The 14,313-nt window shown below is 72.2% G+C and carries 10 protein-coding genes; 9 read left to right on the top strand and 1 reads right to left on the bottom strand.

Translation table 11 applies throughout. The annotated features are described in order from the left end of the window. Window positions 1–38 precede the first annotated feature (38 nt). A complete protein-coding gene (locus tag FVE89_RS03940; RefSeq protein ID WP_160532828.1) occupies window positions 39–2,612 on the bottom strand; it encodes an ABC transporter ATP-binding protein in 2,574 nt (857 codons plus the stop codon). Window positions 2,613–2,981: 369 nt separating this feature from the next. Between FVE89_RS03940 and FVE89_RS03935 the strand changes: the two genes are divergently transcribed. The 9 genes from FVE89_RS03935 (at window position 2,982) to FVE89_RS03895 (ending at window position 14,312) form a co-directional block, all read left to right on the top strand. Beyond that, on the top strand, window positions 2,982–3,641 hold the full coding sequence (locus tag FVE89_RS03935; protein WP_160532827.1) for a cytochrome c3 family protein: 660 nt from the start codon (window positions 2,982–2,984) through the stop codon (window positions 3,639–3,641). Continuing rightward, on the top strand, window positions 3,638–6,592 hold the full coding sequence (locus tag FVE89_RS03930) for a TAT-variant-translocated molybdopterin oxidoreductase (RefSeq protein ID WP_160532826.1): 2,955 nt from the start codon (window positions 3,638–3,640) through the stop codon (window positions 6,590–6,592). Before FVE89_RS03935 ends, FVE89_RS03930 begins: the two co-directional genes overlap by 4 nt. Before the next feature lie 2 nt (window positions 6,593–6,594). Beyond that, window positions 6,595–8,607 carry a DUF3341 domain-containing protein gene (locus FVE89_RS03925; RefSeq protein ID WP_160532825.1) on the top strand — a complete coding sequence of 671 codons (2,013 nt, stop codon included), beginning with the start codon at window positions 6,595–6,597 and terminating at the stop codon, window positions 8,605–8,607. Then, window positions 8,604–9,161: a cytochrome c gene (locus tag FVE89_RS03920; protein ID WP_160532824.1), complete on the top strand. Its 558-nt coding sequence runs from the start codon at window positions 8,604–8,606 to the stop codon at window positions 9,159–9,161. Before FVE89_RS03925 ends, FVE89_RS03920 begins: the two co-directional genes overlap by 4 nt. Continuing rightward, entirely contained in the window at window positions 9,158–10,219 is a 1,062-nt protein-coding gene (locus FVE89_RS03915) for a hypothetical protein (RefSeq protein ID WP_160532823.1), read from the top strand. The genes FVE89_RS03920 and FVE89_RS03915 overlap by 4 nt, the downstream gene beginning before the upstream one ends. Continuing rightward, a complete protein-coding gene (locus FVE89_RS03910) occupies window positions 10,216–10,716 on the top strand; it encodes a hypothetical protein (protein ID WP_160532822.1) in 501 nt (166 codons plus the stop codon). Before FVE89_RS03915 ends, FVE89_RS03910 begins: the two co-directional genes overlap by 4 nt. After that, window positions 10,713–11,678 (top strand): cytochrome c oxidase subunit II, encoded by a 966-nt coding sequence (gene coxB / locus FVE89_RS03905; protein ID WP_160532821.1) that lies wholly within the window; start codon window positions 10,713–10,715, stop codon window positions 11,676–11,678. Before FVE89_RS03910 ends, coxB begins: the two co-directional genes overlap by 4 nt. A gap of 301 nt (window positions 11,679–11,979) precedes the next feature. Continuing rightward, the gene (locus tag FVE89_RS03900) at window positions 11,980–13,656 is read left to right on the top strand and encodes a cbb3-type cytochrome c oxidase subunit I (RefSeq protein ID WP_160532820.1); all 1,677 of its coding nucleotides are present in this window, start codon (window positions 11,980–11,982) and stop codon (window positions 13,654–13,656) included. Beyond that, window positions 13,653–14,312: a cytochrome c oxidase subunit 3 gene (locus tag FVE89_RS03895; RefSeq protein ID WP_160532819.1), complete on the top strand. Its 660-nt coding sequence runs from the start codon at window positions 13,653–13,655 to the stop codon at window positions 14,310–14,312. Before FVE89_RS03900 ends, FVE89_RS03895 begins: the two co-directional genes overlap by 4 nt. Window position 14,313: the final 1 nt, after the last annotated feature.

Raw genomic sequence — 14,313 nt, 5'->3', positions numbered from 1 at the left:
CCGGGCCGTCCGGCGGGCGGTCGGCGCCTATCCGCGCCTCACGCCACCGCGACGGGCTCCGCCTCCGCGCGCACCGGCTCGGCCGCCACCACCGCGCTGTTCTCCACCGCGATCACGGCGTCGAACGGGGCAGCCTCGTCCAGCGCGCCGGCCCCGGGCAGGCAGACGATCAGCCCGCGCCCGGCCCGCACCTGCCTCAAGCCGGCGAGGCGGTCGCGCAGGCCCTCCCTGCGCTCTTCGGTGGAGATCGCGACCACCAGGATGTCGGGGTCCCGGGCGAGGCAGCGGACCAGCTCGATCGCCATCCGTTCCCGGGCGTTGATCGCGCCGTCCGCCAGCGCGCCGGTGCTGGGCTGGATCTCGACCTTGCTGTCGAAGCCGAGTTCGTAGACCGCGGCCTCCAGCCCCTCCTCGGCGAGCACGCGCCGCACCAGCGCCCGCACCCGCGGCTCGGCATTGGCCTCGCCCAGGCTGATCCGGCCGAACAGCAGGTTCTCCTCCAGGCTGGCGGCCGGGTTGACCCGGCGGGGATCGTGAAACACCACCGCGCCGGCGAGATGGGGCGGCAGCATCCGCGCGAAGGAGCGCCGGGCCTGGACCAGCCGTTCCTCGAAGGCGGCGTCGATCAGGCCGAAGCGGTGGCGCGATTCGCTGTAGCGCAGGGCGAGCCCGATCAGCCGCATCCGGTCGCGCTGGCCCGCCGGCCCCCGGCGCAAGGCAGCGGCATCGGGCAGGCGCACCACGAGATCCTCGAAATAGCCCCGCTCCGCGGCCTGGAACAGCGAGTAGGCGTCGAACAGGGGGTGATCGTTCGGCAGATCGGCGAAGATCTCCACGGTGCTGCGGGCGACCGACAGGCCGATCTCGGTCAGCGGCCGCACCAGACCCTCCGCCTCCAGCACCGCCCGCAGGTAGGGATGGCGGGCGAAGCGCAGCGGCGCGAAGGCGCCCCCCACCGGCTCGCCGAACAGGATGTTCTCGCCGATGCTCGCCTGATGGTTGTAGCGGTCGGGATCGAACGGTTCGACGAGGCGCTCGGCCTCCTCGGCGGCCAGCGCCTGGCGCATGGTCCGGCGGGCCGACACGATCGCCGCCGCGAGGCTCGGCCGGGATGCGGGATCGAGCCGCCCGGTCAGGCCGCGGGCGTACACGAAGCCGTCGAGCCCGGTCAGGCGGCAGAGCCCGACCAGGGCGATGTCGTCGGGGGCGTGGTCCGGGTCGGTCCCGTAGAGCAGGTTCTGGCGCAGCGACCCCGCCATCAGGATCGCCTCGCCGGCCCCGAAGGCGATGCGGCGGGCGCGTTCGGCGGTGTCGAAGGCGCGCAGGTCCGTGCCCCCGTAGGTGACGGTCCCGGCGGTCGGCTCGACCTGCCCGGCGAGCACCGCCGCCAGCGCCCGGGCGCCGCTGCCGCGGCTGCCGGTGATCGCCACGTGACCCGGCATGGACACCGCGACATCGACCCCGGTCAGCCGCTCGCCCGTGACCGGGTCGAAGGCGCCGACCCCCTGGGTCGCCAGGCAGCCTGAGCGGGGCAGCGGCACCGGCGCGCCGGTCCGCGCCCGGCGGCCTTCGAGGGCGGCGATGATGCGGGCGAGGTCGCGGAAGCGCGGGCGCACGGCGCGGCGCACCGTCCAGAGCCGCGCGCAGATGGCGGCGAGCCAGCCCGCGAGGCCGAAGGCGCCGACCGCGGCCACGAGCGCCGCCGGATCGACCGGCGGCGCCGGGGGCGCTCCGGGTCCCGTCGTGCGCCACAGGGCGGTGCCCACCGCGATCGCCGGCAGGATCACCGCCAGGGCGAGCGCCGGCGCCCTTGCATAGGCCAGCCGCGCCTCGGCGCGCGCCACGGTGCCGCGCATCGCGACCACGCGGGCTGCGATGCGCGACCGTTCCAGGGCCGCCGCCCCGTGGTTGCGCACGGCCGGCAGGCGGCGCACGAGGTCGTTCAGATTCTCCTCGGCGCGGGCGCTGGTGCGCAGGCGCAGCTCCTGCCGGTCCCGGGCGCGCTCCAGCACCAGCCCGTAGGCGAGGCCGACCGCCCCGAGGCCGACCATGGCGGCCGGGATCAGCCGGGGCGCCGCCAGGGCGGCGAAGCCCAGCGCCAGGATCAGCGCGGCCAGCGTCATCGCCGGCAGCACGATGCCGGCGGCGAGCAGCCGGTCGGCCCGCGCCAGCACCTCGCCGACGAGGCGGGCGAGGCTGCGCGCCTCGTCCCGGGCGCCCGCCGGGGCGTCGAGGATCGCCCGCAGGACCCCCTCCCGCACCGTATCGGCGGCGCGGGTCTGGGCCTTGAAGCACAGGCGCGCCACCCACCAGCCGAGCCCCGCCAGGATCACCGCGCAGGCGGCGATGCACAGGAAGGCCGCGAGTTCGAGCCCGGCCGGCCGCATCGGCAGGCCCGGCGCCAGGACGAGCTCTCGGCCCTGCAGGGGCACGGCGAGGCGCAGGAAGGCGAGCACCGGCGCCTCGTCGCGGGGCAGCACCGCGACGAGGTCGCGCAGGCACAGCAGAGCCAGCGCGCAGAGTGGCGCGCCGATCCCGACCGTGAGGGCCACCGCGGCCCCGTGCAGACGCCGCGCGGCACGCCAGGTCAGGAGGAGGGGATCGGATTCCATGCGTCTCCGGAGGGGAACGGGTGGCCGTCCCCGGCGTCCAATCGCGAAGGCATCGGGCATAGGCCTTCGCGCCGGCCGCGGGAAGGGTTTCGGAGCCTCTCACACAACGTCCGCGGCACTGCCGCGACCCGACGGAAGGCTGCCCGTGATCGGGCGTTTCATGAGCAGCGCTCGGACCCGTGCGACATGTCGGCCCGCATGATCCAAGTTCTAGCCCCGGTCTGGAAGCGCTCTAGGTTAGGGTGCGTGGTGCAGTGCGGTGTGCGGCCCGCTTGCGACCGGGATCTGACGAGTGGGGCGAGGCTTGCGGCGACGGCTTGAGCAGAGCGAGCACGAGATTCCGGCCGCTATCCGGCGCGGGCGCGCCTGATGGCGCAGCTCTTCACCCCCGGCGCCGACGCGCTCTACCGGCTCGCGCTGATGACCGGCGTCGCCTGCCTCGTCGGGCTGCCGGTGCTGGCCGCGGGGGTCGTGCGCTCGAACTACGTCACCGGCGTCGGCGTGGCCCCGGCCCAGCCCCTGCCGTTCAGCCATAAGCACCATGCCGGCGAGCTCGGCGTCGATTGCCGCTACTGCCACACCACGGTCGAGAAGGAGGCCACCGCCGGCATCCCGCCGACCCATACCTGCATGACCTGCCACTCGCAGATCTGGACCGGTTCGGACATGCTCAAGCCGGTGCGCGACAGCTTCGCGCAGGACAAGCCGCTCGAATGGAAGCGGCTGAACAAGCTGCCGCAATACGTCTACTACAACCACTCCGTCCACGTGACGAAGGGGATCGGCTGCTCGACCTGCCACGGCGACGTGACCTCGATGCAGATGACCTACCGCGCCAACGCCTTCGAGATGCAGTTCTGCCTCGATTGCCACCGGGCGCCCGAGAAGTACGTGCGCACGCCCGATCAGGTCTGGAACATGACCTGGAAGCCGCCCGCCGATCAGGCGAGCCTGGGGCCGAAGCTCGTCGCGCAGTACCATATCCGCGGCGGCGCGCGGCTCACCGAGTGCGGGATCTGCCACCGATGACCCGCACCCCCGACCTCGCGGCGCTCCGCGAAAAACTCGCTGGCGGCGACGGGCCGCGCTTCTGGCGCAGCCTCGACGCCGTGGCCGACAGCCCGGAATTCCGGGACTATCTCGCGGCCGAGTTCCCCTCCGCGGCCCGTCTCGCCGCCGCCCCGGAGCGGCGCGGCTTCCTGAAGCTGATGGCGGCCTCCTTCGCGCTCGGCGGCCTCACCGCCTGCGGCGCGGGCGGCGGGCGCGACTACGAGGTGCCCTACGTCCGCCAGCCCGAGCGGATCGTGCCGGGGACGGATCTGTCCTACGCCTCCTCTTCCGTGTTCGACGGGTTCGGCAACGGCGTTCTGGTCACGACCCGCAACGGACGGCCGCTGAAGATCGAGGGCAATCCCGACCATCCCTGGAGCCGCGGCGGCACCGACGTGCTGGCCCAGGCCTCGGTGCTCGGGCTCTACGACCCGTTCCGTTCGCAGGCGGTGCAGCATCTCGGCCGGCCGAGTTCCTGGGCGGCGTTCCGGGCGGACCTGCAGGCGCAGATGCCGGCCTGGCGCGAGAACCGGGGCGAGGGGCTCGCCCTGCTCACCGGCCCGGTGACCTCGCCCACGCTTGCCGCGCAGATCGCCCGGCTGCGGGCCGCCTATCCGGCGCTCCGCTGGCATGTCGGCGCGGGCGCGGCGCGCGACGGGCTCTACGAGGGCGCCCGCCGGGCCTATGGAAGGCCGCTGGAGACGATCCCCGATTTCGGCCGGGCGCGCACCATCGTGTCGCTCGACGGCGACTTTTTGGATCTCGGCCCGGGGCAGGTCGGCCTGTCCCGGCGCTGGATCGACGCGCGGCGGGCCGCCTACGCGGAAGGCCGCCTCCTCGCGCTCCACGCCGCCGCCCCGACCCCGACGCTCACCAGCGCCAAGGCCGATCACGGCGTCGTGGTCCCGGCGGGCCGCCTCGAAGACCTCGCCCGCGATCTCCTGGCCATGGCCGGCGGCGGTGCGGCGCCGGGGGGCGACGACCCGGTCGCCCGCTGGGCGCGCGGCGCCGGCACGGCGCTCACCGGGGCGCGCGGCGCCGGGATCGTCACGGCCGGCCTGACCGCGGGCCCGGACCTGCACGACCTAGTCCACCGCCTGAACGGCGCGCTCGGCAATACCGGCGCGACCCTGCGGCACGCGGAGCCCGCCGCCGAACAGGGCGCCGGCACGCTGGCCGAACTCGCGGAGGCGATGGAGCGTGGCACCGTCAAGGCGTTGATCGTGCTCGGCGCCAACCCGGTCTACGAGGCGCCCGGCGCCCTCGACTTCGCCGCCCGGATGGCGCGCGTGCCGCTCAAGATCCATGCCGGCCTCTATGACGACGAGACCGGCGCCCGTGCCGACTGGCACCTGCCGATCGCGCATCCGCTGGAATCCTGGGGCGATGTCCGCTCCCTCGACGGGACCGTGGGGCTGATCCAGCCGACCGTCGCGCCGCTCTACAACGGCCGCACCCTGCCGCAGATGCTGGCCTTCCTGGCGGGCGGCGGCGATGACGAGGACGCGCTGGCCCTCGTCAAGGCCCGCTGGCGCAACGATGGCGAGGACGAAGCCGCCTTCGAGGCCCGGTTCTCGGAGGCCCTGCGCCGGGGCTTCTGGGCGGACAGCGCGCCGCCGGCCGAGACCGTGGCGCTGACGCAAAATGCATCCCCTGCCCCCACCCACCCCGCCAGCGGGATCGAGGTGCTGTTCCGCCCCGACCCGACGGTCTGGGACGGGACCCATGCCGACCTCGCGTGGCTCCAGGAACTGCCCAAGCCCCTGACCAAGGTGGTCTGGGAGAACGTGGTGGCGGTGAGCCCGCGGCTTGCCGAGCGTGAGGGCATCACCACGGGGGACGTCCTGCGGATCGAGGCGGCGGGCCGCGCGGTCGAGGGGCCGGCCTGGATCCTGCCGGGGCAGGCCGACGACACCGTGACCCTGACGCTGGGCTACGGACGGGACGTGCCGGACCACCTGTCCCGCGGCCTCGGCTACGATGCCGGGCCGCTCCGGCCGGTCGACGCGTCCTGGCGGCTCGCGGGGGCGCGGCTGACGAAGACCGGCGCGCAGCGTCAGCCGGTCACCACCCAGCACCTCGGCACGATGGAGGGCCAGGATCTCGTCCGCGTGCAGGCGCTCGGCGCAGCCCCGGTGGGCGACCCGAAGGGCGCGCCGAGCCCGGCCTCGTTCTACCCGCCCCCGGAGAGCCAGGACCGCTGGGTCGCGGCGCAATGGGGCATGGCGATCGACCTCGACGCCTGCATCGGCTGCAACGCCTGCGTCACCGCCTGCCAGGCGGAGAACAACATCCCGGTGGTCGGCCGCGAGGAGGTCGCGCTGGGGCGCTGGATGGGCTGGCTGCGGGTCGACCGCTACTACGCGGGCGAGCTCGACGCGCCGAGCACGCATTTCCAGCCGGTGCCCTGCATGCATTGCGAGCAGGCGCCGTGCGAGCTCGGCTGCCCCGTGGAGGCGACGCTCCACGACAGCGAGGGGCTGAACCTCCAGGTCTACAACCGCTGCGTCGGGACCCGGACCTGCCAGAGCTACTGCCCCTACAAGGTCCGGCGGTTCAACTACCTCGACTATACCGGCGGCATGACCCCGGTGGAGCAGCAGCAGCGCAACCCCGAGGTCACGGTCCGGTCCCGCGGCGTGATGGAGAAGTGCACCTACTGCATCCAGCGGATCACGGCGGCGCGGATCACCTCGGCCAAGGACGCCCACGCGCCGATCCCGGACGGCGCCGTCGAGACCGCCTGCCAGGGCGCCTGTCCGACCCGGGCGATCACCTTCGGCAACGTCGCCGATCCCGGCAGCCAGGTCTCGGCCGCCCGCCGGGACCCGCGCGAATACGCGCTGCTCGGCCATCTCAACACGCGGCCGCGCACCACCTACCTCGCCGGGCTTGCCCCCGCCGCGGACCCCGGCGGACGGGAGGGCTGAGCATGGCCGGTTCTGTCACGGGCGGCCCCCTGATCCGGCCGGACGAGACCCTCCAGGGCATCGGCGGCACGGTCACGGCGATCCCGCTGACCCATCCGGGCAACCGGCGCTGGTGGGTCGCCTTCGCGGGGGCGGCGCTGCTCCTCGGCCTGTTCCTCCTCACCCTCGGCTATCTGCTCGCCGCCGGCCCCGGGATCTGGGGCAACAACAACGCCGTCGTCTGGGCGCTCGACATCGCGAGCTACGATTGGTGGATCGGCGTGGCCTCGGGCAGCCTGCTGGTCTCCGGGATCCTGCTCCTGCTCGGCGCGGAATGGCGCGGGGCGGTCAACCGGGTCGCCGAGACCCTGGCGCTGCTGGCCACCGCGGCGGCCGGCCTCTACCCGATCATCCATCTCGGGCGGCCGTGGTTCTTCTTCTGGAACCTGCCCTACCCCAACACCTACGACCTCTGGCCGCAATTCCGCTCGCCGCTCCTGTGGGACGCGATCGACATCGTGTCCTTCCTGGTGATCTGCGTGAGCCTCTGGTTCATCGGCCTGCTGCCGGACCTCGCCACCCTGCGCGACCGGGCGCATGTCGAGGCGATGCGCCAGCTGGATGCCAAGGCGCCGACCCGCAAAGTGGCCCTGCTGCGCGCCCAGATCTACGGCATCGTCGCCTCGGGCTGGCGCGGCTCGGCGGCCCATTGGCAGATCTGGGTCCAGGCCTACCGGACGGTGGCTCTGCTCGGCGTGCTGCTGGTGGTCTCGGTCCAGACCGGCGCCTCGGTGATGCTGGCGGGCTCGCTGATGCCGGGCTGGCACAGCACGCTCGTGCCGGTGAGCTTCCTGGTGAACGCCGTTTATTCCGGCGTCGGCGTCACGGCGGTGATCGTGATGCTGATCCGCCTCGTCTACGGCCTCGACGCCCTGGTGACGCGCCGTCACCTCGACGTGCTCGGCCGCCTGCTCCTGTGCCTCGGCTGCGCCAGCGCCTATTGCTACGCGGCCGAATATTTCGACACGTTCCTCAACGGCGACGCGCAGGCGCGCGGCGTTCTGGCCCGGCGCCTGACCGGCGACCACGCCCTGGTGTCGTGGACGGCGATCCTCTGCCTCGTCCTGCCGGCGCAGATCCTGTGGTCGGCGCGCGCCCGGACGGCGCCGCTGGCGCTGGCGGCGGTCGGGCTCCTCGTCGCCATCGGCGCCTATGCCGACCACGTCATGGTCCTCGTGGTGACCCTGACGCAGGACTTTTTGCCCTCCTCGCGGCTGCCCTACGGGGTGGACATCTGGGGGATCGCCACCTTCGCGGGCTCGGTCGGCCTGTTCCTGACCCTGCTGCTCCTGTTCCTGCGCTATCTGCCGGCGGTCTCGATCGTCGAGAGCCGCCGCCTCGCCCTGGCGGAGGCCCCGGCCGTTCAGGAGGCCGCACGCCAAGCCGCATCGCGGGCCGCCGCACGTCCCGAGGAGAACCCGGCCTCCGCGCCGCTCTGGGGCGTGTCGGCGAGCTTCGCCAGCCAGGGGGACCTCGCCGCCGCGCTCCAGGCCGTGTCGGGGATCAATCCGGACCACGTCCATCTCGACGGGCACGGGCCCGTGCCGATGCCCCGCACCCTGCGGCCGCTCGGCCTCGAAGGCCGCTCGATCCTCCCCTACGCCCTCGCCGGGGCGCTGCTGGGTGGGGCCGGGTTCTTCGGAATGTGCCTCTACGCCACGGCCTACGATTACGTGTTCCTGATCGGCGGGCGCCCGCGCCTGTCCTGGCCCTCCTTCGTGGTGCCGAGCATCTCCTTCGCGATGATGGCGGGCTGCATCGCGATCCACCTCGCGCTGCTCGTGCTCAACCGCCTGCCGCGGCTGAACCATCCGGCCTTCAACATCCCGGGCTTCCTGCGCGCCTCGGACGACCGCTTCTTCCTGACCGCGGAGGCGCGGGACGACCGCTTCGACGCGGCGCGCATCGAGCGGCGGCTCGCGGGTCTGCCGGCCGAGGCCGGGCGGCCCCTCGAGATCCGGCGGATCCCGCGATGAGGACCGTCCTCCTCAACACCCTCCCCATCACCCTCCCCTTGGCGCTCCTCCTGCTGGCGCCGCTCGCCGCCTGCGGCGAGGCCGACATGGCCGATCAGGCCCGGGCCAAGACCTGGGACAAGAACCCGTTCTTCCCCCGGGAGATCACCATGCGCCAGCCGGTCGCCGGCACGGTGCCGCGCCGCGATCCCGCGATGCCCGCGCCGCAGCCGCCGACGATCAGCCGCGACCTGCTGGACCGGGGGCGGCAGCGCTACGCGGTGTTCTGCACCCCCTGCCACGGCCAGGACGGGCGCGGCCAGGGCATGATCGTGGCCCGCGGCTTCCCGCAGGCCGGCAATCTCACGGGCGAGGACCTGCGCAAGGCCTCCGCGGCCGAGATCTACGACGCGATCTCGAATGGCCGGAAGGCGATGTTCGGCATGGCGCAGATGATCCCCTCCGCCGACCGCTGGGCGATCATCGCGTATGTGCGCGCCCTCCAGCTCAGCCAGGACGCTCCGGTGGCGAGCCTGCCGCCCGAGGATCGCACCCGCCTGGAGGCGACGCGATGAGCCGGCCCACCCTTCTGGGCCTTGCCGGCCTCGTCCTCCTGGCCCTCTGCCTGCTCGCGGGGGGCTGGCGCGGGGCGATGGCCTCGTATCTCGCCGCGTGGCTCGTCCTCCTCGCCCTGCCGGTCGGCGCCCTGCCGGTCGTCATCGTGGCCGAGCGCTTCGGCGAGCGCGTGAAGGCGCGCGGCGGCGTCGAGATGCTGGCGGGCCTGCGCCGGCTGATGGCGCTGATGCCGGTGGCCGCGCTCCTGTCGCTGCCCGTGCTCGCCGCCGCGCCCCTGCTCTATCCCTGGGCCGGCAAGCCGGCGCACACGCCGCTCGCCGCGCTCTGGTTCACGGTGCCGTTCTTCGTGGCCCGGGTGATCGCCGATCTCGCCGCCTGGACCTGGCTGTCCTTCCGCTTCGCCCGGCCCTTCGAAGCCCCCGGCGAGGGCCGGACCGTGCCGGCGGTGGGGCTCCACGCGGTCATCGGCACCCTGTTCGTCACCGACGTGATCGCCTCCCTCGACCCGCGCCTCGACTCGACCCTGCTGGGCCTCCTGGTCATGACCGCCTGGAGCGGGCTGGCCTTCGCGGCCGCGATCCTGCTCGCCTGGGAGGAGCCCGAGCCCGTGGGCCGCGGCCGCACCGCGCCGGGCCGCGGGCGGCTCGTGCCCCTCGTGGTGCTGCTGGGTCTGTGGGCCTATCTGCACTTCGTGCAATTCCTGATCGTCTGGTCGGCGAACCTGCCGCCGGAGGTGGCGTGGTACTTCGCCCGCGGCGGCTGGCTGGGGCGCGCGCTCTCGATCGTGGCGGGCGCCGTCGTGGTGCTGGCCGGCCTCGCGACCCTGCGGCCGGGCCGCCCGACGACCCGGATCCTGGCCGGCGCGGCGCTTGCCGTGCATGCCCTGGAGATGGTCTGGCTGATCACCCCGGCGATCCGCGACCGGTTCGTACTGCGCCCGAGCGACGCCCTCGCCGCCGGCGCCGTGGCCTGCCTCGCCGCCGCACTCCGGCCGTTCCTGCGGCCGCGGGCCGACCGGGCGGCCTCCGCGGCCCGCCGTTCCGGGAGGCCGGCATGAGCGGGGGCGGACGCTCCGATGGTCCCGCCGGGCTGATCCCGGCGATCCTGGCCGGGCTCACCCTGCGCGGCAGCGGGTTCCTGAACGGACGCCCGCCGCGCCCGGCCGCCAACACGCAGCGCGATCCGAACGATCCCGGGCACGAGACCCGCGACGTCAACGTCCGCAACACCGCCCTGGTGATGGCCGGCCTCGCCGTCACGGCGCTGGCGGTGATCGGCACCATGATCTGGCTGATGCATACCTTCGCGGCGAGCCAGCGCCGGTCCCTGCCGGCGCTCACGCCTCAGCAGACGGCCCGCCTCGCGCCGCCGCCCCCGAACCTCCAGGCCAACCCCTATGCCGATATCGACCGGGAGCGGGCGGCCACCGAAGCGCGGATCGCCGGCTATGGCTACCGGGACGAGGCCCATACCCGCGCCCGCATCCCGATCGACCGCGCCATGGAATTGATCGTCGGCCGCTCCCTCGAACCGACGGAGCCCGCTGCGCGATGACGCCGAGCCACGATTCCCTCCAGCTCTGGCCCGCCGCGGTCTCGGCCACCGCGAGCGAGACCGACCTGCTGATCCTGGCCTTCACGGTGCTGACTTTGCTGCTCACCGTGCCGGTCTTCGTGGCGATCACCTATTTCGCCCTGCGCTACCGGGAGGGCTCGGAGGCCGACCGGCAGCCCTCCGGCATCCGCTCGAACCTCATCGAGATCAGCTGGATGCTGATCCCGTTCCTGCTGACGCTGATCTTCTTCGTCTGGGGCGCGCGGCTGTTCATCCAGTCGCGGAACCCGCCCCCCGACGCCATGGTGGTCGAGGTGGTCGGCCGGCAGTGGATGTGGAAGTTCCAGCACCCGACAGGCCAGTCCGAGATCAACAACCTGCACCTGCCGATCGGCCAGCCGATCCGCCTGCACATCATCAGCCAGGACGTGATCCACGCCCTCTACCTGCCGGCGGTGCGCCTGCAGGTCGCGGCCCTGCCCGACCGCTACACCGACCTGTGGTTCAAGGCCGACAAGGTCGGCACCTACCACCTCTACTGCTCCGAATATTGCGGCACCGACCATTCCGTGATGGGCGGCGAGGTGACCTTCATGAATCCCGGCGACTACCAGGACTGGCTGACCCATGCCGGTGCGCAGCAGGGCAAGGTCGCGGCGGGCCGCGCGCTCTACGAAGCCTATGGCTGCGCCGGCTGCCATGAGCCCGGCTCTGCCGTGAAGGCGCCGAGCCTCGCGGGGCTCTACGGGAGCCACGTGAAGCTCGCCGACGGCCGCACCGTCACGGCCGACGCGGGCTGGCTGCGTGACAAGATCCTGAACCCGAACGGCGACCGCCTCGCCGGGGGGTACAAGCAGGTCATGCCGAGCTTCGCCGGCCGGATTCCCGAGGACGAACTCGGGACGCTGATCGACTTTCTGAAAGCCTATCCGACCTCCAAGGCCGCGGACGCGACACGATGATGAACGGCGTCACCTCGGAGACTCGGTCGGCGGATCGTAGCGCGCGCCGGTCTCCCTCCCCCCTGTGCGGGGGAGGGCGGCCCCCGAAGGGGGGCGGGTCGGGACGAAGTCCCGCAAGGGGGGAACCCGGCTTCCGGACGGGGCGCAGCCTTCATGCGGGGCACAACCTCCCCCTGCACCGTCGCTCCCCTCTCCCGACCCCTGCCGACGCAGGGCCCGCCCTCCCCCGCAACGGGGGGAGGAAGATCCGCGCGAGCGTCCCAACGCTCGGCCTTCATACCCTTCCATCGCGGGCGACACGATGAGCGCATCGGGCAGCATCGGCGGCACAGCCCGCCGCGAACCCCACGCCCCGGAATCCACGATCGGGCGCAAGACCGACTACCTGCACGCGGAATCGACCCTGCGCTCGTGGTTCCTCACCACCGACCACAAGCGGATCGCGATCCTCTACCTCGCCTCGATCACCGGCTTCTTCGTGATCGGTGCCCTGGCGGCGGGCGTGGTCCGCCTCGCGCTGATCGTGCCGGACGGCGCGATCATGACCAACGACACCTACAACAAGGCCTTCACCATCCACGGCGTGGTGATGGTCTGGTTCTTCCTGATCCCGTCGATCCCGGCGACCTTCGGCAATTTCCTGATCCCCCTCATGATCGGGGCCAAGGACCTCGCCTTCCCGAAACTCAACCTGACGAGCTGGTACGTGTTCATGGCGGGCGCCCTGTTCACCCTGGTCTCGGTGGTGCTGGGCGGGGTCGATACCGGCTGGACCTTCTACGCCCCGCTCTCCACGGCCTTCTCGAACACCTGGGTCCTGCCGGCGCTGATCGGCGTGACCATCGTGGGCTTCTCGTCGATCCTGACCGGGCTCAACTTCGTGGTCACGATCCACACCATGCGGGCCCCCGGCATGACGTGGTTCAAGCTGCCGATCTTCGTCTGGACCCACTACGCCACGAGCCTGATCTTCCTGCTCGCGACCCCGGTGATCACGACGGCGCTCATCCTCCTGATCATGGAGCGCGCCTTCCATATCGGCGTGTTCGACCCCGCCTATGGCGGCGATCCGGTGCTGTTCCAGCACCTGTTCTGGTTCTACTCGCACCCGGCCGTGTACATCATGGTCCTGCCCGGCATGGGGGTGATCTCCGAGATCGTCCCGGCCTTCGCGCAGAAGAAGCTGTTCGGCTACCGCTTCGTCGCCTACGCGTCGATCGGGCTCGCCTCGGTGACCTTCTTCGTCTGGGGCCACCACATGTTCATCAATGGCCAGAGCGACCTGGCCTCGCTGGTCTTCTCCGCGCTCTCCTTCGCGGTGGCGGTGCCCTCGGCCGTGAAGGTCTACAACTGGACCGCCACGATCCATAAGGGCAGCCTGCGCCTCGACACGCCGATGCTCTACGCGATGGGCTATATCGGCCTGTTCGTGCTCGGGGGGCTCACCGGCCTCTACCTCGCGACGCTCGCGATCAACCAGCACATCCACGCGACCTACTTCGTGGTCGCCCACTTCCACTACATCATGGTCGGCGGCACGGTGCTGGCGTTCCTGGGCGGCCTGCACTTCTGGTGGCCCAAATTCACCGGCCGGATGTACAGCGAGCCCTGGGGCCGGGTCTCGGCGCTGCTGATCTTCATCGGCTTCAACGTGACCTTCTTCCCGCAATTCATCCTGGGCTATCTCGGGATGCCGCGGCGCTACGCGACCTACCCGGCCGAGTTCCAGCTCCTCAACGTGCTGTCCTCGGCCGGCGCCACGATCCTGGCGGCGGGCTACATCTTCCCGATGCTCTACCTCGTCTATTCCCTGTGGTTCGGGCGCAAGGCCCCCGCCAACCCGTGGAACGCGAAGGGGCTCGAATGGGAGACCGCGTCCCCGCCGCCGACGCACAATTTCCTGTCCCCGCCCGAGGTGCCGCGCATCCCCTACGACTATCCGATCCAGGCCCAGGAATCCCGGGATCAGCACGGATGAGCGAGCCCCTGGCCGACGGCGTCGGGGTCGCCCGCGCCGGGCATTTCGAGAGCGTGGCGCAGCAGCGCGAGGCGGCGACGCTCGGCATCTGGGCGTGGCTGATCACCGAGCTGCTGCTGTTCTCGGCCCTGTTCCTGGTGGCGCTGATCACCCGGATCCAGCACCCCGAGGCGACGGTGGCGGCCGCCAAGCACCTCAAGTTCTGGATCGGCGCCACCAACACCGTGGTGCTGATCTGCTCCTCGCTCACCATGTCGATGGCGATCGAATTCTCGCGGATGGGCTGGCAGCGCGCCATGGTGCGGGCGATGCTGGCGACCGCGGCTCTGGGCGCCCTGTTCCTCGTGCTCAAGGGCTACGAGTACTACGCCGACTGGGACGAGCACATGATGCCGTTCCTCAGCCATCGCCCCTTCGCGCTGGCCGAGACGCCGGCATCGCGGCTGTTCGTGAACCTCTACTACGTGGCGACCCTGCTCCACGCGCTGCACCTGTTCACCGGCATCGCGCTCCTGCTCGGCATGACCTGGATGGCCGCCAAGGCCGGCTTCCTGTCGCGCCACCAGAACTGGATCGAGGTCTACGGCCTCTACTGGCACTTCATCGATCTGGTCTGGATCCTCGCCTTCCCGATTCTCTACGTGGTCAACCGGTAGG

It is taken from the genome of Methylobacterium sp. 2A (assembly GCF_009806555.1).
Classification (GTDB): Bacteria; Pseudomonadota; Alphaproteobacteria; order Rhizobiales; family Beijerinckiaceae; genus Methylobacterium.
This window is presented reverse-complemented; position numbering and strand designations above follow the sequence as displayed.

What these genes read in the sequence shown, in the direction of transcription:
- FVE89_RS03910 (WP_160532822.1), top strand. Translation starts at nt 10,216, where the DNA reads ATGAGCGGGGGCGGACGCTCCGATGGTCCCGCCGGGCTGATCCCGGCG.
- FVE89_RS03930 (WP_160532826.1), top strand. Translation starts at nt 3,638, where the DNA reads ATGACCCGCACCCCCGACCTCGCGGCGCTCCGCGAAAAACTCGCTGGC.
- FVE89_RS03915 (WP_160532823.1), top strand. Translation starts at nt 9,158, where the DNA reads ATGAGCCGGCCCACCCTTCTGGGCCTTGCCGGCCTCGTCCTCCTGGCC.
- FVE89_RS03940 (WP_160532828.1), bottom strand. Translation starts at nt 2,612, where the DNA reads ATGGAATCCGATCCCCTCCTCCTGACCTGGCGTGCCGCGCGGCGTCTG.
- FVE89_RS03920 (WP_160532824.1), top strand. Translation starts at nt 8,604, where the DNA reads ATGAGGACCGTCCTCCTCAACACCCTCCCCATCACCCTCCCCTTGGCG.
- FVE89_RS03900 (WP_160532820.1), top strand. Translation starts at nt 11,980, where the DNA reads ATGAGCGCATCGGGCAGCATCGGCGGCACAGCCCGCCGCGAACCCCAC.
- coxB (WP_160532821.1), top strand. Translation starts at nt 10,713, where the DNA reads ATGACGCCGAGCCACGATTCCCTCCAGCTCTGGCCCGCCGCGGTCTCG.
- FVE89_RS03935 (WP_160532827.1), top strand. Translation starts at nt 2,982, where the DNA reads ATGGCGCAGCTCTTCACCCCCGGCGCCGACGCGCTCTACCGGCTCGCG.
- FVE89_RS03925 (WP_160532825.1), top strand. Translation starts at nt 6,595, where the DNA reads ATGGCCGGTTCTGTCACGGGCGGCCCCCTGATCCGGCCGGACGAGACC.
- FVE89_RS03895 (WP_160532819.1), top strand. Translation starts at nt 13,653, where the DNA reads ATGAGCGAGCCCCTGGCCGACGGCGTCGGGGTCGCCCGCGCCGGGCAT.